The organism is Halobacillus naozhouensis, from assembly GCF_029714185.1.
GTDB classification, from domain to species: Bacteria; Bacillota; Bacilli; order Bacillales; family Halobacillaceae; genus Halobacillus_A; species Halobacillus_A naozhouensis.
The window spans coordinates 1,838,998-1,860,523 of record NZ_CP121671.1 but is presented as its reverse complement, the minus strand read 5'-3'; the positions used below and the strand labels follow the sequence as shown (position 1 = coordinate 1,860,523).

Annotated in this window: 21 protein-coding genes; 3 read left to right on the top strand and 18 right to left on the bottom strand. The window is 42.6% G+C overall.

Going from position 1 to position 21,526, the window contains the following annotated elements; translation table 11 throughout:
* Window positions 1-138: 138 nt before the first annotated feature.
* Both coaD and rsmD read right to left on the bottom strand, forming a co-directional pair.
* Window positions 139-618 carry a pantetheine-phosphate adenylyltransferase gene (gene coaD / locus P9989_RS09820; RefSeq protein WP_283078575.1) on the bottom strand — a complete coding sequence of 160 codons (480 nt, stop codon included), beginning with the start codon at window positions 616-618 and terminating at the stop codon, window positions 139-141.
* The gene (rsmD, locus tag P9989_RS09815; RefSeq protein ID WP_346274900.1) at window positions 615-1,382 is read right to left on the bottom strand and encodes a 16S rRNA (guanine(966)-N(2))-methyltransferase RsmD; all 768 of its coding nucleotides are present in this window, start codon (window positions 1,380-1,382) and stop codon (window positions 615-617) included. The genes coaD and rsmD overlap by 4 nt, the downstream gene beginning before the upstream one ends.
* Before the next feature lie 208 nt (window positions 1,383-1,590).
* On the opposite strand from rsmD, the gene P9989_RS09810 reads away from it, so the two are divergent.
* Complete coding sequence (locus P9989_RS09810) at window positions 1,591-1,980, top strand: DUF7147 family protein (protein ID WP_283078881.1); 390 nt, start codon at window positions 1,591-1,593, stop codon at window positions 1,978-1,980.
* Between the two features lie 39 nt (window positions 1,981-2,019).
* Here P9989_RS09810 and P9989_RS09805 read toward each other — a convergent pair whose 3' ends face one another.
* From P9989_RS09805 to P9989_RS09780, 6 genes are all read right to left on the bottom strand, one after another.
* A complete protein-coding gene (locus P9989_RS09805) occupies window positions 2,020-2,295 on the bottom strand; it encodes a YlbG family protein (protein WP_283078574.1) in 276 nt (91 codons plus the stop codon).
* A gap of 188 nt (window positions 2,296-2,483) precedes the next feature.
* Window positions 2,484-2,921, bottom strand: coding sequence for a YlbF/YmcA family competence regulator (locus tag P9989_RS09800; protein WP_283078573.1), 438 nt, complete (start codon window positions 2,919-2,921; stop codon window positions 2,484-2,486).
* 120 nt (window positions 2,922-3,041) lie between these two features.
* Entirely contained in the window at window positions 3,042-4,970 is a 1,929-nt protein-coding gene (locus P9989_RS09795) for a copper-translocating P-type ATPase (RefSeq protein WP_283078880.1), read from the bottom strand.
* Window positions 4,971-5,315: 345 nt separating this feature from the next.
* Window positions 5,316-5,687, bottom strand: a complete 372-nt coding sequence (gene ylbD / locus P9989_RS09790; protein WP_283078572.1) for a spore coat protein YlbD — start codon at window positions 5,685-5,687, stop codon at window positions 5,316-5,318.
* 59 nt (window positions 5,688-5,746) lie between these two features.
* Complete coding sequence (locus P9989_RS09785) at window positions 5,747-6,787, bottom strand: CAP domain-containing protein (RefSeq protein WP_283078571.1); 1,041 nt, start codon at window positions 6,785-6,787, stop codon at window positions 5,747-5,749.
* Window positions 6,788-7,059: 272 nt separating this feature from the next.
* Window positions 7,060-7,488, bottom strand: a complete 429-nt coding sequence (locus P9989_RS09780) for a CBS domain-containing protein (protein WP_283078570.1) — start codon at window positions 7,486-7,488, stop codon at window positions 7,060-7,062.
* Window positions 7,489-7,695: 207 nt separating this feature from the next.
* On the opposite strand from P9989_RS09780, the gene P9989_RS09775 reads away from it, so the two are divergent.
* Both P9989_RS09775 and ytvI read left to right on the top strand, forming a co-directional pair.
* Window positions 7,696-8,064, top strand: coding sequence for a YugN family protein (locus tag P9989_RS09775; RefSeq protein WP_283078569.1), 369 nt, complete (start codon window positions 7,696-7,698; stop codon window positions 8,062-8,064).
* 109 nt (window positions 8,065-8,173) lie between these two features.
* The gene (gene ytvI / locus P9989_RS09770) at window positions 8,174-9,232 is read left to right on the top strand and encodes a sporulation integral membrane protein YtvI (protein WP_283078568.1); all 1,059 of its coding nucleotides are present in this window, start codon (window positions 8,174-8,176) and stop codon (window positions 9,230-9,232) included.
* 41 nt (window positions 9,233-9,273) lie between these two features.
* Here the strand turns inward: ytvI and P9989_RS09765 are convergent, their stop codons facing one another.
* The 10 genes from P9989_RS09765 to ftsW all read right to left on the bottom strand — a co-directional run bounded on the left by P9989_RS09765 (window position 9,274) and on the right by ftsW (window position 21,429).
* Complete coding sequence (locus tag P9989_RS09765; RefSeq protein WP_283078567.1) at window positions 9,274-9,816, bottom strand: GNAT family N-acetyltransferase; 543 nt, start codon at window positions 9,814-9,816, stop codon at window positions 9,274-9,276.
* A 64-nt stretch (window positions 9,817-9,880) separates the two neighbouring features.
* Window positions 9,881-10,336, bottom strand: coding sequence for a DUF420 domain-containing protein (locus tag P9989_RS09760; protein ID WP_283078566.1), 456 nt, complete (start codon window positions 10,334-10,336; stop codon window positions 9,881-9,883).
* A 62-nt stretch (window positions 10,337-10,398) separates the two neighbouring features.
* A complete protein-coding gene (gene ctaG / locus P9989_RS09755; RefSeq protein ID WP_283078565.1) occupies window positions 10,399-11,298 on the bottom strand; it encodes a cytochrome c oxidase assembly factor CtaG in 900 nt (299 codons plus the stop codon).
* A 148-nt stretch (window positions 11,299-11,446) separates the two neighbouring features.
* On the bottom strand, window positions 11,447-11,770 hold the full coding sequence (ctaF, locus tag P9989_RS09750; protein WP_283078564.1) for a cytochrome c oxidase subunit IVB: 324 nt from the start codon (window positions 11,768-11,770) through the stop codon (window positions 11,447-11,449).
* Window positions 11,771-11,773: 3 nt separating this feature from the next.
* Entirely contained in the window at window positions 11,774-12,397 is a 624-nt protein-coding gene (locus tag P9989_RS09745; protein WP_283078563.1) for a cytochrome (ubi)quinol oxidase subunit III, read from the bottom strand.
* A complete protein-coding gene (ctaD, locus tag P9989_RS09740; protein WP_283078562.1) occupies window positions 12,397-14,250 on the bottom strand; it encodes a cytochrome c oxidase subunit I in 1,854 nt (617 codons plus the stop codon). The genes P9989_RS09745 and ctaD overlap by 1 nt, the downstream gene beginning before the upstream one ends.
* A gap of 41 nt (window positions 14,251-14,291) precedes the next feature.
* Window positions 14,292-15,356 carry a cytochrome c oxidase subunit II gene (gene coxB / locus P9989_RS09735; RefSeq protein WP_283078561.1) on the bottom strand — a complete coding sequence of 355 codons (1,065 nt, stop codon included), beginning with the start codon at window positions 15,354-15,356 and terminating at the stop codon, window positions 14,292-14,294.
* 71 nt (window positions 15,357-15,427) lie between these two features.
* Window positions 15,428-16,366 (bottom strand): heme o synthase, encoded by a 939-nt coding sequence (gene cyoE, locus P9989_RS09730; protein ID WP_390306783.1) that lies wholly within the window; start codon window positions 16,364-16,366, stop codon window positions 15,428-15,430.
* A gap of 444 nt (window positions 16,367-16,810) precedes the next feature.
* On the bottom strand, window positions 16,811-20,251 hold the full coding sequence (gene pyc, locus P9989_RS09725; RefSeq protein ID WP_283078560.1) for a pyruvate carboxylase: 3,441 nt from the start codon (window positions 20,249-20,251) through the stop codon (window positions 16,811-16,813).
* The gene (ftsW, locus tag P9989_RS09720; protein ID WP_283078559.1) at window positions 20,242-21,429 is read right to left on the bottom strand and encodes a putative lipid II flippase FtsW; all 1,188 of its coding nucleotides are present in this window, start codon (window positions 21,427-21,429) and stop codon (window positions 20,242-20,244) included. The genes pyc and ftsW overlap by 10 nt, the downstream gene beginning before the upstream one ends.
* Window positions 21,430-21,526 lie beyond the last annotated feature (97 nt).

Below are 21,526 nucleotides of genomic sequence, written 5' to 3'. Positions count from 1 at the left end.
CAGTATCGTGCTAACAAAACGGCTAACTCGGGAAAATCTGTAAAGAAAGCATCCGCCCTTACTATCCAAACAGAGAAACTCATTCAAAAAAAAGAGGTGTTCCTTTAAGTGATTTACACTGTTGGAACACCTCCTTGCTTATTTATATTTATGCCGTAGTGCTTTTTCAACTGTCGGTGGAACCAAGTCGGAAATGTTGGCCCGATATTTGGCAACTTCTTTGACGATACTCGAACTTAAGAACGAATACTGGTTATTTGTCATCATAAAAAAGGTCTCAATTTCTTCATTGAGCTTCCGATTCATGGATGTAATTTGCATTTCATATTCAAAATCACTGACCGCTCGCAATCCCCGAATAATCGCTTGAGCTCCTTTGTCTTGCGCATAATCCATTAGCAGTCCGTCACAAGCGTCCACTGAAACGTTAGAAAGATCTGCAGTCGCTTCTTCCAATAGTGCTACTCGCTCGTGGACATCAAACAACGGTGCCTTGCTTTGATTATTAAACACAGCCACGATCAGGTGATCGAACACCTTCGTCCCGCGTTGAATGATATCTAAATGTCCGTATGTCACAGGATCAAAACTGCCTGGACAAATCGCTAACCTGGTCATTTTGTCACCTCATATCTAAAAATAGAAACACCGATATTACTGCCGTATTTCTCAGATTTTATTAGTTTAAATTGCCCTACTTGGGCAGGAATATCCTCAGCGGCATCGTGTTCACAGACGATTGTTGTCCCACTATCAGTCAGTCCCTCATGAATCAAGGCTTCCAGCAGGTCTTCATAAGAAAACTTTTTATAAGGAGGGTCAAGAAATATGTATTGAAAAGTCAGTCCTCTTTTCCCTGCCGCCTTAATGGCTCTAAGCGCATCGGTTCTAAATATTTCAGCTTGATCCTTCAGCCTGAGGGTCTCCAGATTCTCATGAATGACCTGGATCGCCTTCTGCTGCTGATCCACAAATACACACTGCTCCGCACCGCGGCTTAGAGCTTCAATGCCGAGTCCTCCGCTTCCAGCAAACAGATCGAGAACTTGTCCACCTTCAAAATATGGCCCGATGATTTGAAACACCGATTCTTTCACTTTGTCCGTCGTGGGTCTTGTTTTATGATTCGGTACAGGCTTGAGTTGTCTGCCTTTATGTATACCTGCAATGACTCGCATCATTTTCACCCCTCTTTCATCCACATTCACCATAATCCTACCACAAATCGTCAAGAGCTGAAAACGTTTCACACAAGAGGCGTTTTTTTTCGGAAAATAATCAGCTTTGTTCGTATAAAACATTTTAGAAGTGGTGATACTTAGTTGTGAGGCAGATCTATCTGCTTCGGAAAACGGAAGAGACTTAATTCCCCATAGGTCCATCTTCCGGTTTCTCCTCTCCCTTTGCTTTTTGTTTCCATATTACAGAAGCAAAAAGAAGGGCTGTCCCTTAGTGGGGCAGCTCTATTTTTTTGTCTGCAAAACTTAAAGTGAATTTCATCCGCCCCATGGCAATCACCTATAACCACTTCCCATGACTTCCTGTCCCATGCTAAAGTAAGGAGTAGACCATTTGAAAGGACGATATCAATTGATTCAAAAATTTATTGAACTCGGCGAAGGATACGCGGATATCTATGAACTTGTGGAACTGGGGCGGCTCATGCCTGATCGCATCCAGCACGCCATTGCATTCTTTAGCGAAAAATCAAACCGCCCCGCAGCTTCCCTAGCTTTAATCATGAAGCCTACTCCTGAGCAAAAGTTTCAGCCGATCTACCTTTGCAGAGAAGGCATTCCTAACCCGCATGAGCAGCCGAATAAACGCTATGAGATGTTTAAAGATATGGTAGAAAGTCATCAGAAACAAATCAGCGAATTTACTGTTAAACCCTCGAATGTGTTTCCTGAGACAGACTTGTATTATCAATACTTAATCGGCATATTAAGGACCAATAAGTTTATAGCTCCTTTATCGTAAGGAAAAATAAAACAGGCGTTTGTTCATAACAAACGCCTGTTAAATCCCCATCTTATAATCATATTGCTTAGCTTTATCCGGTTTAGCATTCTCAAAGTTCGTTCGGATGGCTGGCTTATGGGAAAGAACAACACGAGAGACGAACGGTAAACGCTCCAGTTTCTCCATCTTAAACTCTGTGTCTTCATGATCCACATAAAGAAGGGCATATTTTTGCTTTTTGGAAGCATGGATCAAATGACCATGTTTTTTAATTTGACGAATATTCTTCATGTGTTGAAAATACACAATGATTCCTTGTCGTTTCACCCTCATAAAAATTCCCTACTTTGTTTTGTATTTATGATGATTTTACCAAATTAATCACTACTCTTCAATCATTCCTAAGCTTGATAGCTAGAATAGAAACGAAACGCCTGACTCATGTTCCAATCAAAACAAGAGTCAGGCGCCTTATGTTTGCTGCAGATGCACACACACCTGTCAGTATACTTTATATTATGTTACGAAGCACAACCGCAGCCTCCGCCGGATCCACAGCCGCACCCTGTGTCTGTAAACACCATTCCATTCCTCGGAACCTTGATCTGTTCACTAACACTAAAGGCAACACTCTGGCTAATTTCATCCAGCAGCTTTTGAACTTCACGTTCTGCTTTCTTATAACGTGCTACTTTCTCATGCATGTCCATCTCACGCTTTACCCCTCTGACACGCTTCATAATGATGCTGTAATCAGGGTGGTAACGCCCAAAGCGCTGCACGTCTTCGTATTGATCTTTCATATCCGTGAAATCCTGAATCAATTTCTGGGCATCTGGATCCGACGCAAGCTCTTGTTTAGCTTGTTGGTAATTTTGCATGACCTCTGAATCCATAACCATCTTACCAATCGATTCAGACTGGTCTAATATATCTACAATTTCCATTGTGGCTAACATAGTAGGTGTCACCTCCTTCTATATTGTACCAAATATAGAGATAGAATAAAATGCAGATACATCCTATTCTACTAAAAGGGTTAAATCAGAATGAGACACCTCCGATCAGCCACCCGCAAGCTAGGCTTTAAGTAGCTTGGCATTAATCGCTACCACAATCGTACTCAGACTCATAAGGATGGCACCAACAGCAGGACTCAGCATTATTCCAATCGGGGCCAGGACCCCTGCAGCTAATGGAATAGCGACGATATTATATCCTGCGGCCCACCACAAATTTTGCACCATTTTCTTATACGTGTTTTGAGATAGTTCCACAACAGACACAATGTCTTCCGGATTACTTTTAACTAAAACGATATCGGCAGTTTCGACAGCCACATCCGTTCCACTGCCGATCGCTATCCCGACATCAGCTGTCGCTAAGGCCGGGGCATCATTGACACCATCCCCTGTCATTGCTACCTTTCTACCCTCTGCCTGGACTTTCTTGACCTGGTCTGCTTTATGATCAGGAAGAACTTCTGCATACACCTCATCCATGTCCAGCTGGTCAGCGACCCAATCAGCTACTTTCTGATTGTCCCCTGTCAACATGATAGAATGGATTCCCTTTTCTTTAAGGGCAGCTATCGCTGCTTTCGCTGAATCCCGTACTATATCAGCCAGTGCTATCATACCGGCCAATTGACCATCAAGCAGAACAAACACAACGGTTTTCCCTTCTTCTGACAGCCTTTCAAACGACGAGGTATCGTAGGAGATGTTTTCTCCCTTCACATAGCCAGGGCTGACGACCGCGATTTTTTTCCCCGCAACGTCCCCTTGCAGTCCTTTACCTGTCATGGATTCGAAGTTTTCAACATGATCCAGGGAAACTTCCAGTTCCTCTGCCCTTTCGATGATACCTCTTGCAAGCGGGTGCTGTGAATTCTGTTCAGCACTCGCAGCCCAATAGATAACGTCTCTATCTTCAAATCCTTGTGAAGAAATGATATCTGTGACCCCGAATTCGCCTTTCGTGAGCGTTCCGGTTTTGTCAAAAATAACAGCATCCAACTGGCGGGCGTTCTCAAATTGGGTGCGATTTCTAATTAACAGGCCTTTTTTCGCGGAAATGGCGGTTGAAACAGCGATGACTAGTGGTGCAGCCAGTCCTAAAGCATGCGGACATGTGATGACCATGACCGTGACTGTCCTTTCGACTGCCATATCAATTGTTGCTCCCATCGTGACCCAAATGATGAAGGTCGCAATCCCTGATGCCAATGCCAGGTAAAACAGCCACTTCGCCGCCCGGTTTGCCAGGTCCTGGGCACGTGATTTCGAACTTTGTGCTTCCTTGACCAAGTTAATAACTTGTGAAAGATACGTGTTCTCTCCGATATTTTTCACAGCAATCGTCAGACTACCTTCTTTGTTAATCGAACCGCCGATTACTTCGTCTTCCTGAGCCTTTTCAACAGGAACCGACTCACCTGTTAACATCGATTCATCGATCGCTGATTTACCATCAAGGATCATACCGTCGACCGGTATTTTTTCACCTGGTTTCACTACTACATGATCGTCATGGTCCAGCTCATGGATCGGCACATCTTCTGTTTCCCCAGCTTCGTTGACACGATGCGCCTCATTTGGCATTAACTTAACAAGTTCTTGTAAAGCATTCGAAGCCCCCATCACTGACTTCATTTCAATCCAGTGGCCAAGCAGCATGATATCAACTAATGTGGCAAGCTCCCAGAAGAAATTGCGTCCTTCCCATCCGAAAACAACCATGGAACTATAACCATAAGCGACAACAATCGCAAGGCCAATCAGTGTCATCATCCCTGGGTTCTTATTCTTTAACTCGTCCATAGCACCAGTTAAGAAGGACCAGCCTCCATAAAAGAAGACCAATGAAGCTAACCCAAATAACACATACTGATCATATAGAAAAGCAATCTCTAAACCAATGAAATCCTGAATCATCGAAGACAGGAGCAAAATAGGAATCGTAAGTATAAGTGAAATATAAAAGCGTTTCTTGAAATCGGCTACCATATGTTCGTGATGATCGTGGTGATCGTGCGCACCATGGTCATGATGGGCGTGGTCGTCATGATGCTCATGTGACTGCTGATGCTCGGGCACATGTTCGTTCGGATGATTTCCGTGTTCCTTATGCTGATCATTTTTGTTCGGCACTATAAATAACCTCCTATATCCATTAGTTATGTTCACTTCTATACAGTTTATTTACATGGGAGTACCCCGTATAGGTATATATAAAACATACCTACTGAAATAAATGATGTGGAGACAACTTAGCAGTACACCGCACGCCAAAAAACCCAAGGTGCAGATACCCTTGGGTTTTACTGGAACTGTAAAGAAATATGTGCCGGCTTAATAATACGGATAGCCGATGGTGTCTTGCCTTGCGTCTTGTTTGTTTTCCTGTTGAATATTCGTAATCAGCTGTTGAATCTGGCCGATCGCTCCATTCAGTTCATCGATATGCTTGGAAACATCTTCCCAATTGATATCCTGCATCAGGTCTCCAAATTGTTTCATCCAATCCTTTTTATTGTTATCCGTTTGCGTTTTTGATTTCGGAAGTGATGTCCAGAAAGGATCATCTTCTCCTAAAATCATCCACTTCTCATAGTAACTTTGGATAAGTTTATGATTCTTCCTTAGGTGACTTTTCACATTAGGATTGGCATCTACGAACTCCTTAAATTGCTGGACGCTTGGGTGCAAGATCTTTTCACTCATGTGTACACACCTCACTATAGAAAACTACTCTATAGCCTATGCATTTCGCCTAAATATGTTCAAGGCAGTGCGAGGAAATTCTGGGTGTAATACAGTTGATCCACCCCGACTCCCAAGTGGGTGTAACGCTCATCCAGCAAAGACTCACGGTGGCCTTTGCTATTCAACCATCCATGAATTGCAGCTGTTGCGTCGATATGCTGTGCTGCTATATTTTCGCCGGCTCTTGTATAGGGAACTTCTGCCTTCCTAAGCCGTTCTCCGACCCCATCGCCATTTTGAGAATGATGGGAGAAATAGTTGTGCTCGTTCATATCTTTACTATGGCTAAAAGCCACTGCCGCCGCTTTGTCATGAACTACCAGCGAGTCAATTCCATGTTTCAGGCGAATATAATTAGACATTTCGAAGATTTGCTGTTCAGCACCCTGATTGATCTCCTCCCAATCCTCCTCTGTAAGGACCTCAGGTGTAGGAAGATCACCTCTATAAGTAAGTTGATAGGGCTGCTGTTCCAGTAAAATATCATTTCTAACGGCACGGACAGCTGATAGCTCTTTCGTAAACGTATCAAAATAAAGCTGTGCAGACCATTCATCATTTAATGGAATAAGCGGCCGTTCTTTTATATCTTTTTCGGTAAGCTGAAAGGAATACATTCCATTGCGGATCGACACATCCGACTGGAACGTATAGGCTTGATTTAATTGACGATAACTTTTCCCGATGGTCAGCTGTGCATTCGGGTTTTCGCTAAAAGTAACCGCCGTAACTACTTCTCCATCACGGATGCCGAATTGAAAATAACGATCCGCTCCCGAATACACCCACCACTCATACCCGTATGGACTTTGATCAATTCGATCTGGTTCTTTAAACTGAGATAGAATCTCCTCACTAGAAGTTCCCAGCCAAGAGAAAAACGTTTTCTCTTTTTCCAGATTCTCCTGACTATTTTTCGTCACAGGCTGCTCAGGTGACGCTGTCTCTATGATGGATTCAGATGGCTGAGTTTCCGGAGTGGCTGGCTGAGCTATAAACAGGTAGCACGCCCCACTTAACAGAATAAATAACAATCCAATAGCAATCGAATTCCTCATCGTCCACTCCCCCTATTAACCCTCTTTACTATACTATAAGCTAGAGAACTTGTTTCTATGACAAAAGTGTATTCGCTGATAGACAGGAAAGAGTAAGCTCTGCTAAAACTGAATTAAGGAAGTCCGAAATTCAAGGAAGTTCTGTTAAAAACGGCATAGAGGAAGTTCGACTAAGTTCGGCATTTCCTGTGCCAACGTCGAACGACCCTACGTCGTGTAGGGTCAATAAATAAGACGACCCGTTTTGCTAGGGGTCGCCTTATTAAAAAGGTTTAATGAAGCTCTGGACGCTCTGAAATGTCGTGTAATGCTACACCAGCAGCATGATCTGATTTTTGATCAAGGGACAAATCACCAAGCGCAATAATCCCTGTCAATTTTCCATTTTCAACGACAGGCAGTCGGCGTACTTGATGCTCGGCCATCATTTGTCCGGCTTCCTCAAGGGTCGTGTCTGGACTGATATGGTACAGATGCTCACTCATCACTTGCTGGATAGGTGTAGAATCTGGATTCTTATCAGCATATCCCCGGATCACTAAGTCTCTATCGGTTACCATTCCCATTAAATGGCCACTATCATCACAAATAGGCACGGCTCCAACATTTTGCTGTTTCATCATAGAAGCTGCATCGAATAAGGTATCACTCGTTTGACAAACAGATACATCACTCGTCATTACATCTTTAACGGTCTTCATGAATATCCTCCTTTAATTCAGCCGTCGATATGTATTGTTCCCGATTTCTTAAATTTATTACATGCATGGCTAGGCAATTTATAGTATAATTAAGTGACTGTCGGTAAAGTATGTATAGTAATAACAAAGCGATTCACAGCGAATTGCAACTTGTCCTTTCCCATACTAAAATGAGGAAAGATACATAAAATTTGTGAGGTGTATGTAATGAAATTAGAAGGTACTGGAATCGATGGATTAGTAATTGACATTAAACGACTCACTATGATTATGGAAAGTAATGGGTTTATTTTGGGCGGCTCATGGGATTACGAAAGAGTCAGCTATGATTACAAAGTTGACTCCCCAGAGAAGAATAAAACGTTCTATATCCGCATACAAGGATATGCGCTGGAAGGTGACGTAGATAAAGGTAATGCCGTTATCCAGCTGGTGACTCCGCTTCTAGGGAAGCACCACTATCCACATGGCGTAGAATATGGAGAACAAGAAGGGTTTTCTTCAAGCATCATTGATAAAGCAACCAATTTAGTTAAGAAACTACAAGAACACGTAGCCGAACACCAAACAACATAATGACCTCTAAGACTGGCTGAAAATTATTCAAGAGTCGCACACCACTCTGGTGAGCGGCTCTTCTTCATGACACACTCAAATATAGAGAAGAAGGGAGTCATTTTATAAATTGTTCAGCTATCTTACTAAGCGTCAATGGACACTTATCCTGCTTGCAATCCTGTTCATCGTTGTAGGGTATTTTGTTTTACCCATATCTGTGCCGCTAATTGCTGCACTCGTCACTGCCTTGTTTTTAAATCCTTCCATACGATGGATCAAGTTTCGACTTCGAGTGAATAGGAAAGTGGCAGTGATTGTGGTATTTCTGCTATTTCTACTCTTCATTGGATTACTGGGAACATACGCTGTCACCAGAGCGATCACTCAGATCCTTCAATTGGCTGACAATGCTCCTGCCTACATTAACCAAATTAACAGTGTGTTTATTCATTGGGAAAATAATATGGATAACTTCACAAAGAATATGCCTCCAGAATTCGTCGAGAAAGTAACAAGTGAATTAATGAGTACACTTGATTCAACCACTCAGGCGATCAGTCAAAAATTACAGCTTGGAAATATTGCTGCAGTAGCCGCAAAAATCCCTGAGTATCTAGTGAGCTTCCTTGTCTATCTGATTGCTTTATTTTTATTTATGCTGGAAATGCCGCGACTCAGAAAAAAATTACACAACCAGCTTACCGAAGCCACTTCGGAAAAAGTAAAATTCATGAACGCCCGCTTATCTTATGTTGTGTTTGGATTTTTAAAAGCACAATTCCTAGTCAGTATTATCATTTTCATCGTTTCTCTCATTGGATTGTTGTGGATTGCCCCTGAAGTAGCCATTGTCATGTCGCTGATCATCTGGGTAATTGACTTCATCCCGATCATCGGATCAATCGTGATCTTAGGACCATGGTCGTTATATATGTTTATCACAGGTGATATCCCACTTGGAACACAGCTGGCTGTATTAGCGATCATCCTGCTTGCTATACGTAGAACGGTTGAACCAAAAGTTATGGGCAGTCACATTGGTCTGTCCCCGCTAGCTACCTTAATCGCCATGTATCTCGGGCTCCAGCTTATCGGGCTTGCTGGCTTTATCCTAGGACCGCTCACACTGATCGCCTTTAACTCTGCAAAAGAAGCCGGAATCATTAAGTGGAATTTAAAATTATAAACACCAATAATCCCGCGGTCGACTGCTATCGACTCACGGGATTATTGATGCTGGTCTTGCGTCGACCCAGGTTTCTCAGCACGACTGTATTTCTCTTTCATAAAAGTAATAATAGCACCTTTTTCCGAAATTGGATTAAACCCATTGTTGAACAGTACTTGCTGGGAGGCGAGGTTGCGTTTGTCACATTGTGCCTCAACAGTCCGAACATGCGATTGTTGAAAAGCCCAGTTACACATCGCTTTTACAGCTTCCGTGGCGAAGCCTTGATTCCGCTTGGAAAGAACTACATAGTAGCCAATTTCGACCATTCCATACTTAGGCTGCCCCTTAAATCCTATGTCACCTAGTATTTCCCCCACTCTGCGGTCCACCATCATCCACGGACCGAACCCGAGTTCAGACCTCTCGTTTTCTAACAACTCTACGTAAAAAGGCAAGATCGCTTTTAATCCATCATGAGGCCAGGATTTATTACGCGGGAAACCATATGTAGCGTAAAAACTAACGGGGTTCCTGATCATAAGCTGGCCTGCTTTCACAGTTATCGGGATAAACCTGATACGGTCCGAGGCATGTTCCACCTAATCCTCTCCTTTATTTGTTATAAAAACAGCAATTAGACGAATTCATCTAATTGCTGTCTGCTTAAAATCCAAAAATAGCCTTTAGCATGCTTGTGGTTTTTCCACCTTCATAAATCACATATAGCAACAAGTACACCATTACACCGGTAACTGCTGTGCAAAACCAGATAATGCTTGTAACTGGACCAATTTTTCGATGCTTAATTAAATTTCGCTTAAAAGCTAACGTCAGAGTCACAACCCCAAACACAGCGCCTACTGTGGCAAGGATAATATGAAAAATCAGGAAAATAGTGTAGTATATTTTGATATCATCAGGACCGCCGAAGCTGGTATTTCCAATAAAGATAGTTCGGCTCATGTAAATAATGAAAAAAATCAATGCACTGATAGACGCAGCAATCATAGCCTTTCTATGTGCTTGAGGTTTATTTGTAACAATTAACCGCCAGCCAATAGCAATTAATATCGCGCTTAGTACAATAAAAAAAGTACTTAGTGTGGGTAATAATGGCATGTGCGTTCTCCTTTTCGATAAATCTTACGGCAAAGTGTATAGGCGGAGGTAAACTCTCAGCATTACGAGTCTGTTTGCAAATGGCTTGGCAATGGATCAATTGTATCACGCTCACGATTAAACCAGCTGAAAAAGATTTGAGCAATAATGAAGCCGAAAATGATCTCTTGTGATACTTTCATGACAATCCCGCCCAGCTGCTGATCATGCAGCACTGGCATTGGAGTAAAAAACGCAGGGCCACTTAATTGATTTGAAATGCCTGCCAGTACATCTGTGGGCACACATAAACTCATTGCCTGCAGCCATGCACCCGCCTGGGAATATGTTTCATAGATAGGGGCGCCGGCAAAAATGATCAGCCCGCATGCTGGTGTAATTAAAACACCGTTAGCAAAAATGTAGCCAATCTTTAAAATAGGGCTTAAACGATCTGTTTTCTCAAGCGGTGAATACACGGCCCACCACATACAAAATGCGGTGAATAAAATGCCGGTACTAATAAGCGCATGAGCCCATTCACTCGATTTGGCATAATCAAACACCTGTGGCATGTGATAAATCGAGAATACACCGTTAAATAATAACAGTGCAATCAACGGCCTTGTTAATAAGCTAAGAACCGACTTCAGTCCACGTATTTGAAAAACCTTTTGCCAAATCCAAACAGGGATCCCTTTAATAATGAGGATTGGAAACAATAAGTAATAAAGAGCCATTTGTATCATATGTGCGGTAAACATTATATGAGAGAGTAAGTCAATCGGGGATCCCTTGATAGTGTATAACAATGCCATCCCGATATAAAACATTACCTGCTGACGGGTTTCAGGTCTTGTTTCACCCTGCTTACGCCACGGTCCGGTTATCATAAAGTAAAGAAATGAAAGTACTAAAACAAAAAGCAAATAATAAGGGCTCCATAGTGCTCGAAACCCGAATATTTGTAGTTCTAACCACATGGGTGTCTCACCTCAGATTGTATAGACTTGTTACCTCTTTATTTTAACTAATTTTCACGTAAAACACGAGCCTTGTCCAAGATCTTTTTTAATGTTCATAAATTAGACATAAAGAAAAAGACCGGAGATCCCCGGTCTTTTGTCTTCTTTACCACCAGATAATAGTCGTAAAGGTAATGATCGTCAGTACGGCAACACTGATTCCTCCGTACATCATCATGGCAACCATGTCATGCCCTTTGTTTTTCATATGCATGAAGTAATACAGTTGGAAAAGAACTTGCACAACTGCCAGTAAGATCAATGTAGGAATGAGGAAATACGAGTTAATCTCAAGCAGCACCATACTAAATGCCACGATCGTGAAAAGAATCATCATCACAAAACTAATCACTTGCTGTTTCATTTCTTCCTTGTGCTGCTTCTTCTCAAAGTCCATTTGCTGACTAGGGGATTTCGAGTGATTCGCCATTGATTAACCCACCTTTCCCATCAAATATACGACAGTAAAGATAAATACCCATACAACATCAATGAAGTGCCAGTATAAACTTGCAATATAAAACTTAGGTGCATTATACAGGTTCAGGCCGCGTCTTGAATTACGAATCATCAACGCAGTGATCCATGATAAACCAAATAGTACGTGACCACCATGGAATCCAACTAACGTGTAAAAAGCAGAACCGAACGCCGAAGATTGGAATGTGAATTCATACTCGTGAATGTAGTGCATGAATTCGTAAATTTCACAGCCAAGGAATCCGAGTCCAAGCACGACTGTAACGCCAAGCCATAATTGCATTTTCCCAAAATCATTGTTCTTCATATGGTACATTGCATACACACTTGTCAGAGAACTTGTTAATAGAAGCATCGTCATAATAAACACGAGCTCTAAGCCAAATAGGTGTTCAGGAGTATTCTCCCCCATAGTCGAGCCGTTTAATGCAAGATACGTACCAAATAAACAAGCAAACAATACGGTTTCCCCGCCAAGGAAGAACCAAAAGCCTATGAACTTATTCTTGCCTTCAAGGGTGGCTTTTTCCGGCTCATGTGGCATTTCTTTTGGATTTAGTACATCCTCATTACTCATTACTCGCCAGCCCCCTTCTCAAGATCTTCTTTATGAATATGATGACCTAGATCATCTTTGACTGAACGTGTCAACATGGATCCAAGTGTAATACCCATTCCGATAAATACGAGAATTAACCACATTTTATTGTCCACTTGATAGATGAACCCAAAGCCTGCAATAAACAGTCCTAATGACATTAAGAACGGAAGAATAGAGTTATTTGGCATATGAATATCACCAAGCGGCTCAGCAGGGGTCATCCCATTCTTGCCTTCCATCTTCTCCACCCATAGGGCGTCAAGACCGCGGACAAGTGGTGTTTGTTTGAAATTATAGTGCGGTGGTGGTGATGGAATTGCCCATTCGAGCGTACGGCCATCCCACGGGTCTCCGCTTACTTTCTCGCCTTTTACGGCAGTTTGAACAATGTTATAGAGGAAAACAAGAGTACCAATCGCCATTAAAAAGGCACCGACTGTACTGATCATGTTTCCTAATTCCAGTCCCTGTCCTTCCTGGTATGTCCAGTAACGACGCGGCATTCCAATCAGACCTAAGAAATGCTGAATGAAGAACGTCAGATGGAATCCGATGAAGAACAACCAGAAAGTTAACTTACCAAGACCTTCACTTAAAACTTGCCCAAACATTTTCGGCCACCAGTAATGGAGGGCAGCGAAAATACCGAACACCAGACCACCAACGATAACATAGTGGAAATGGGCTACTACGAAATAAGTATCGTGATATTGATAATCAGCTGCTGCGGCCGCCAGCATTACCCCTGTCATACCTCCAATGGTGAAGGTAGGGATAAATGCGATTGACCAGAGCATAGCGGTTGTCATGCGAATGTTACCGCCCCACATCGTAAACAGCCAGTTGAATATCTTAATTCCGGTTGGAACAGCAATTGCCATTGTAGCTACAGCAAAGATCGAGTTCGCAATTGGACCCATTCCCACAGTAAACATGTGGTGAGCCCAAACCATGAAGGCTAAAAAGCCGATCAATACAGTTGCAAATACCATCGCTGAATAACCAAACAGGCGTTTTTTAGAAAACGTAGAAAAGATTTCACTAAAAGCACCGAAAGCAGGAAGAATCAAAATATATACTTCCGGGTGTCCAAAGATCCAGAATAAGTGCTCCCAGATCATAGCGTTACCGCCAAGAGCTACATCAAAGAATGCAGATCCAAACATGCGGTCAAACATCATGAGGAAAAGACCAACAGTCAATGCCGGGAAGGCAAATAGGATCAATGTGCTCGTTACAAAGACAGTCCAGGTAAACAACGGCATACGCATATATGTCATACCGGGTGCACGCATATTAACGATCGTTACAAGAAAGTTAATACCACCAATCAACGTTCCAGCGCCTGAGATCTGCAGACCCATGACGTAGTAGTCTACTCCATGGCCGGGCGAGGTTGTCGAAAGTGGTGCATAGTTCGTCCAGCCGGCATCTGGAGCGCCCGTAAACCAGGAAATGTTCAAAATTAACCCACCAAATAAAAACAACCAGAAACCTAGTGAGTTCAAAAATGGAAAAGCTACATCTCGTGCTCCGATCTGTAAAGGTACAACAGCATTCATTAAAGCAAATATGATCGGCATTGCCGCCAGGAAAATCATTGTTGTACCATGCATGGTGATCATTTCATTATAAAGTCCAGCGGATATGAAGTTATTACTAGGCTCCATAAGCTGAATTCGAATTATCATCGCTTCAAGCCCGCCGATAAGGAAAAATAAACCTCCGGAGACCAAATAAAGATGAGCAATCTTTTTATGGTCCACCGTTGTTAAATAGTCCCAAATCGCAGCGCCGAGTCCACGATTTTGAGCAACAGCAGTACTCACGCTTTAACCTCCCTTAAAAACCTCTTTCTCGTAGTTATAAATTATTTTTGATTGTTGTCACCTGCAGAATCAGGTGTAACTTCTGAATGTTTAAGTTGCAGCAGGTAATCTGCAATCTTGCTTGCTTCTTCTTCAGATACCAGATTGGCCGGCATTTGGTTACCAGGCTTAATTTCATCTGGATTAACAATCCAATTGACCAAGTTCTCTTTCGTCGGTTCAAGAATTCCTGCAATCATCGTACGGTTGCCAAAATTGGTTAGGTTTGGTGCAATACCGGCACCGCCGCTTCCAATGGCGTGACAGCTCATACAGTTGTTATTAAATAATTCCTGACCTTCTTTTGCAGAGGCTGTCTTTGGCTCAGCTTCAGGATCGACATTTTGCATGTCTTTTACCCACTGATCAAATTCTTCAGGACTTACAGCAATCACTTTAAAGTCCATTAAAGAATGCGATGGACCACAAAGCTCAGCACATTGTCCCCAGTAAACGCCTTCTTCAAAAGCTTCTAAGTACATCGAATTTACGTTTTCGCCCGGATTCGTGTCCATTTTACCTGCGATGGAAGGAACCCAGAATGAGTGAATAACATCACTCGATTTTAAGTCTAAGTATACGCGTTCACCAGTTGGAATATAAAGGTCCTGACTCGTCGTGATTTCCTGTCCTTTATAATTAAAATGCCACCAGTACTGATTACCAGTAACCTCAATGGTTATTGCGTCCTCATCGTTCTTAGCTCCTGTATCCGCTAAGTCAAACGTAGCTTGCACAGTAGGAACAGCTAATACTAGAAGTAAAATAATTGGGATAACTGTCCAAATCATTTCTAAAGCTTTGTTTCCTTCTGTTTGTTTAGGGATATAGTCTTCCTGTCCCTTTTTCTGACGATAACGAATTAAAACAAACGTGTAGATCGCCATAACGATAATGAACACAAAGAGCATTATCGCAATACTGATCATCATAAGATCAAATAATAAATTCGCTCCATATCCTTCTGGCTTTAGTGCAGTCATATTCTCAACCCCGCATCCCGAAAGGAATAGGGTTAATGCGCCAAATAAGATCAAGGAACGGAACTTTCCCATCCAACCTCTCATTGAGTGATACCTCTCTTTCTCTTTTGATTGAATTATATTATTGGAACTAGCTCGAAAAAGAGCTGGTTACCTTAAAAAGAAACAGGCAATGTGACAAGCACCATCGTTAAGAATAGGATTGTCAAATAGTTCAAGGAATAAACAAACATCCACTTGGCCCACTTATAATCGTCCTTCATCAAGAACCCGACTAAACCCAGTATCAGCCAGCCGATAGACAGAGCGAAGGCCACCGTTAAAAAGATGCTTCCCAGAGAAACTAAGTAAATTGGTAATGGCAATAAACAAGCTACATAAACGACCACTTGCCTTTTGGTCATTTTAAACCCATGAACAACAGGCAGCATTGGAATTCCAGCTGCTTTGTAATCCTCTTTCTTCTTCATAGCTAAAGCTAAAAAATGAGGAGTTTGCCAGATAAACATAATTAAAAACAAGATAATAGCTTCTAAACGTAATCCCGGTTCAACGGCAGCCCACCCGATTAATGGCGGAACAGCACCGGAAAAGCTTCCAATTACCGTGTTGATCGTGTATTTCCTTTTAGACCACATGGTGTACAGCACCACATAAACAAACCAGCCAAATGCTCCAAAGAGGGCAGCTTCTATGGTCGTGAATAAAAGTATAATAAAACCGATGCTTGAAGCGCCAATACCCATCGATAAAATCACTGGCAATGGAATTGAACCCGTTACAGTAGGGCGGCTGACCGTTCGTGTCATGATGTGATCAATATCTCTATCATACCAGTTATTGATGATACATCCACCCGCAATTAAGAAAGCGGTTCCGAACATGGTCAATAGGAATGTCAGCCAATGACTGGCGAAGCCTGCACCAGTAAAATACATGGCAAGCCAGAAACCTGTGAACGTTGTAATCAGATTGGAGTTTATTATTCCGACTTTAATTAAGCTTTTGATGTCAGCTATCATTGAAGTTTCACGGACAGTTGACTCGCTCACAACATATGAAGCAGCGGACTCAACTGTTCTAGGATTGTCCATCGAAATATCTTCCCTCCTTCTGTCTTTTATAGCATTGGCAAGTTAGCTATAAATCAGTCATCATTCTCCATAAAAGTAAACAATTCATGGAAACATCAGAATAATTGTATCATGGAATTTCACTTCTATCTATTTTTCCTTCACAATTTTATTAAAATGTGACAAATATGTGACGCTTTTTTTGGAAAGGCTTTCCCTGGATCTCCTATGTACATAAAGAAAAAATAGACACCTTTATAGTTCTAGCAAATTACGGGCCACAATGCAAGGTCCTGTTCAGCAGGAATTCAATTTTATCCGGCATCCAGAATTCAAATTTTGTCAACTGTAGTACCTCCAAAAGTCCCTATTTCGATGAATCCTGAGCCTCCAGCTGATCATTTCGCTTGTGTATGTATAAAAAAGACCTGGTCCTATTTTACAGGTACCAGGTCTCTAAAGGATTTACTCAAATTCGATGAGTAAATCTTCTACGTGAATCGCTTCATTGTTACCGACATAAATATCTTTGATCACACCATCAAATGGCGCTTGGACTGTCGTCTCCATCTTCATGGCTTCGGTTATCATGAGGTGATCTCCTTTTTGGACTTTGTCACCTTTTTCGGAAATGACCTTAATGACTGTACCCGGCATACTCGCTCCAATGTGTTTAGCATTTGATTTGTCTGCCTTTGGACGCTGCTGGACAGTAGCTTTTACATTCAAGTCCTTAATTACAACTTCACGAGGCTGACCGTTCAATTCAAAGTAGACCGTTCTCGTTCCATCAACTTGAGCTTCTCCAATCGAAACGAGTTTGACGATTAAAGTCTTACCTTGTTCGATCTCCACCTCGATCTCTTCCCCAAGCCGCATACCATAGAAGAACGTCGGTGTATCTAAAACAGACATGTCACCATATTGTTCTGTAAACTTGTGATAGTCCATAAACACTTTAGGATACAGAGCATGGCTAATCATATCGAAACTAGTAACCTGCCGATCTAGTTTATGGAACAAGGTTTCTTTCAAGTCCTTGAAATCGACAGGGTCAAGCAGTTCACCTGGACGTTCATTAATCGGCTGTCTGCCTTTTAATACGATCCGCTGCAACTCAGAAGGAAACCCTTCATAAGGCTGCCCTAAATACCCCTGGAAAAGTTCTACAACACTATCCGGGAATGCTAATGATTCTCCTTTTTCATAGATATCATCTTCATTCAAATCGTTCTGAACCATGAATAAAGCCATGTCACCAACCACTTTGGAGGACGGCGTGACTTTTACAATATCCCCGAACATATCGTTCACTCTGCGGTACATATGTTTCACTTCGTCCCAGCGATCCGCTAAACCGACAGCACGTGCCTGCTGCTGCAGGTTACTATATTGCCCGCCAGGCATTTCGTGATGGTAGACCTCAGTATGCGGGGCCATCATGCCGCTTTCAAAATCGGTATAGTACTCCCTGATATCTTCCCAGTAATGACCTAATTGTTCATATGCCTCAATATCTACATTAGGCTTGCGTTCACTGCCTTCTAGTGCATAGTAAAGACTGTTGGCACTTGGCTGAGAAGTCAATCCGGCCATGGAACCTGTTGCCACGTCCACCACATCTACGCCTGCTTCGATAGCTCGTGCATACGTAAATATTCCATTTCCACTCGTGTCATGGGTATGAAGGTGGATCGGGATATCGACTGTTTCTTTCAGGCTGGAGATAAGCTGATAAGCTGCCTCTGGTTTAAGCAATCCAGCCATATCTTTGATGCCAAGGATATGGGCCCCGGCGTCCTGAAGCTCTTTTGCCAAGTTTTGATAATACTTCAGGTCATACTTAGGTCTGGACGAATCCATAATGTCCCCTGTGTAACACATCGAGGCTTCGGCAATCTTATTGTTTTCCCGTACCGCATCAATCGTTAGTTTCATTCCTTCAACCCAGTTCAAACTATCAAAGATTCTAAACACATCAATACCAGCGTTGGAACTCTTCTCAACAAATTCACGAATGAGGTTATCGGGATAATTTTTATACCCTACTGCATTGGAAGCACGTAACAGCATTTGAAAAAGTACGTTTGGCGATTTCTGCCGGAGTGTCAGCAGTCTTTCCCACGGGTCTTCGTTCAGGAATCGGTAGGCTACATCAAAAGTCGCTCCGCCCCACATTTCTAATGAGAATAAATCAGGGAGCAATCGTGATGTAGGCTCTGCGATCGTTTTTAGATCTTTTGTTCTTACCCTTGTGGCCAGCAATGATTGGTGAGCATCACGGAACGTCGTATCTGTCAGCAGGACTTCTTTCTGCTCTTTTAACCATTTTGCCAGACCTTCAGGACCTCTTTCATCTAAAATCTGTTTCGTTCCTCCGGGTATTTCATTTGAATACTTGACTTGTGGAATACGTGGCTTAGGAATTGTCGGCTTCTTTCTGCTCCCCTTGCCTTCAAACCCATTGACTGTGCGATCAGCAATATAGCTCAGCATCTTCGTTCCACGGTCTTTTCGCTTAGGAAAAACAAACAGTTCCGGCGATCGATCAATAAAGGTCGTATTGTAAACACCTGATTGGAATTGGCTGTGCTGAATAACATTTTCTAAGAATGGAATGTTCGTTTTAATTCCGCGGATTCTGAATTCTTTCAAGTTACGTACCATTTTATGTGCGGCCTGATCGAATGTCAGAGCCCATGTTGATAGTTTCACAAGAAGGGAATCATAGTAAGGTGAAATGACAGCCCCCTGGTACCCATTACCGGCATCAAGGCGCACCCCAAATCCACCACCGGTCCGGTAAGCCATAATTTTGCCGGTGTCCGGCATGAAATTATTAAGCGGATCCTCCGTCGTTACACGGGATTGAATCGCATAGCCGTGTGTACGGATATCTTCCTGGCCAGGAATCCCTACTTGGGCACTGTGAAGGTGATGACCTTCTGCGATCAATATTTGGGTCTGTACGATGTCAACACCTGTGATCATTTCCGTAATCGTATGTTCTACTTGAACACGTGGATTCACTTCAATGAAATAAAATTCATCACCAGACACGAGAAACTCCACAGTACCTGCGTTCACGTAATTCACATTGTTCATGAGGGTAACGGCCGCATCACAAATTCTTTCTCTTAACCCCTCTGGAAGTGATACACTGGGCGCCACTTCAACCACCTTCTGATGGCGGCGCTGCACGGAACAATCCCGCTCATATAAGTGAACGATCTGACCATCAAAATCACCAAGAATTTGCACTTCAATATGTTTAGGCTCTTCTACAAGTTTCTCCACATAAACTTCATCACTTCCAAAAGCCGCTTTAGCTTCAGAACGGGCACGATCATAAGCATCCTGGAGATTCTCAGCACTGCGGACAATCCGCATGCCGCGACCTCCGCCTCCCATCGCTGCTTTAATCATTAAAGGATATCCATTCTGATCCCCAAAATCGCTGACTTCCTGGATGCCTGCTACTGGACCATCACTTCCAGGAATCACTGGGATATCAGCCTGGACAGCCTGATCTCTTGCCTTTACTTTATCGCCGAACATATTGAGATGTTCGCTGGTAGGCCCGATAAAGATAATCCCTTCTTCTTCACACCTTCTGGCAAAGTCGATATTTTCTGATAGAAAACCATAGCCGGGATGAATCGCATCTACTCCGACGCTTTTAGCTGTTTCAATAATCCCTTCGATATCCAAATAAGCATCGATCGGCTTCTTCCCTTCCCCAATCAGGTAGGCTTCATCCGCCTTATACCTGTGGTAAGAACCTGTATCTTCCTGTGAGTAGACAGCTACTGTACGGATATTCAATTCAGTACAGGCACGGAAAACACGAATGGCAATTTCTCCACGGTTGGCTACTAAAACCTTGTCAATTTTCTTCAATTCCATGATCTCACTCCTTGTTGTCTTGTACGAGGTACTGGTTCCCTTTCTGGTTCGTACGTTTCCTGCCTTTCTTCTTCTCTAACTTTTACAGTCCTTGCAATGTTGTTAAGAATCCCCAAAGATATCATCATGATGACCAGCGAGGAACCTCCATAGCTTACAAGCGGCAGCGTCACACCTGTAATTGGCAGAAGACCGCTCATCGCCCCTAAATTGATAAAGGACTGAATAGCAAATAACGAGGAGATTCCGAGGGCGAGTAAAGATCCAAATGCATCTTTACAGCGCCACGATATGTACAAACCTCTTAATACAATGGTAGCTAATAAACCTACTGTAATCACAACACCTATAAAACCCAGTTCTTCTGCAATAACCGCCATAATAAAATCGGTATGCGGTTCTGGTAAGTAACCCAGTTTTTGTACACCTTGTCCCAACCCGACACCTGTTAACCCTCCTGTAGCAATGGCAACATACGATTGAATCAAATGATACCCATCACTTTCCGGAGCTTCAAATGGCTGGTAAGCACCTGAAAAACGGTTAATCCTTTCTTCCGTTACAAGCTGTGATCCTGCCATGATAAGAATACCAGCGGTCACTACAACGAGCAGCAGGATGTGCCTACCTTTAATCCCTGAACTCATAATCATGATACTGGCAAGCATCCCGATAATCGCGGCCGAACCGATATCTGGCTGCATAATGATTAACCCGAGCAGTACCGAAATAATAACGAGTGGCGGCAGCACAGCTTTAGGAAAATTCCCAATGTACTCCTGCTTGTTGGCATACACAGATGCCAGGTAAATAATTATGCCAATCTTGACAAACTCAGCCGGCTGAAAACTTAACGGGCCAAGGTCATACCAGGATAATGAATTATTGACCTCACTCCCGAAAATAAACAAACCGACTAATAAGATGACCATGAGCAGCACGGTTGCTTTTGCCAGTCGTTTAAAGTGTCGGTATGGGAAGACGGACATAAAGAATAGCATGATAATTCCGAGTACCATCCATTGTAATTGTTTCAACAAATAATGATTACTGGGAACATCAAGAACAACCGGCCCGTACACCATACTCGCACTATAAACCATGACAGTGCCGAAAGATACTAAAGCAATAGGGGCAAAAAGCAATGTGAAGTCATAGGTTTTCAATCGTTGTAACATATCATTCATCCCTACTATGTATATTTTCTATAAAAGTTGTCACAATTCCTTCTTATATGACAATTCTGTCTATTTAAATGCATGAAAGCGCTAACGG

Coding starts and splice junctions, on each gene's coding strand:
- ctaF (WP_283078564.1), bottom strand. CDS start 11,770: ATGGCGAATCACTCGAAATCCCCTAGTCAGCAAATGGACTTTGAGAAG.
- P9989_RS09760 (WP_283078566.1), bottom strand. CDS start 10,336: ATGCCATTATTACCCACACTAAGTACTTTTTTTATTGTACTAAGCGCG.
- P9989_RS09805 (WP_283078574.1), bottom strand. CDS start 2,295: ATGAGGGTGAAACGACAAGGAATCATTGTGTATTTTCAACACATGAAG.
- P9989_RS09745 (WP_283078563.1), bottom strand. CDS start 12,397: ATGAGTAATGAGGATGTACTAAATCCAAAAGAAATGCCACATGAGCCG.
- ylbD (WP_283078572.1), bottom strand. CDS start 5,687: ATGAGTGAAAAGATCTTGCACCCAAGCGTCCAGCAATTTAAGGAGTTC.
- P9989_RS09785 (WP_283078571.1), bottom strand. CDS start 6,787: ATGAGGAATTCGATTGCTATTGGATTGTTATTTATTCTGTTAAGTGGG.
- ctaG (WP_283078565.1), bottom strand. CDS start 11,298: ATGTGGTTAGAACTACAAATATTCGGGTTTCGAGCACTATGGAGCCCT.
- pyc (WP_283078560.1), bottom strand. CDS start 20,251: ATGGAATTGAAGAAAATTGACAAGGTTTTAGTAGCCAACCGTGGAGAA.
- P9989_RS09775 (WP_283078569.1), top strand. CDS start 7,696: ATGAAATTAGAAGGTACTGGAATCGATGGATTAGTAATTGACATTAAA.
- cyoE (WP_390306783.1), bottom strand. CDS start 16,366: ATGGACAATCCTAGAACAGTTGAGTCCGCTGCTTCATATGTTGTGAGC.
- rsmD (WP_346274900.1), bottom strand. CDS start 1,382: ATGGACCTATGGGGAATTAAGTCTCTTCCGTTTTCCGAAGCAGATAGA.
- P9989_RS09780 (WP_283078570.1), bottom strand. CDS start 7,488: ATGAAGACCGTTAAAGATGTAATGACGAGTGATGTATCTGTTTGTCAA.
- coaD (WP_283078575.1), bottom strand. CDS start 618: ATGACCAGGTTAGCGATTTGTCCAGGCAGTTTTGATCCTGTGACATAC.
- coxB (WP_283078561.1), bottom strand. CDS start 15,356: ATGAGAGGTTGGATGGGAAAGTTCCGTTCCTTGATCTTATTTGGCGCA.
- P9989_RS09795 (WP_283078880.1), bottom strand. CDS start 4,970: ATGGTAGCCGATTTCAAGAAACGCTTTTATATTTCACTTATACTTACG.
- P9989_RS09800 (WP_283078573.1), bottom strand. CDS start 2,921: ATGTTAGCCACAATGGAAATTGTAGATATATTAGACCAGTCTGAATCG.
- ftsW (WP_283078559.1), bottom strand. CDS start 21,429: ATGTTACAACGATTGAAAACCTATGACTTCACATTGCTTTTTGCCCCT.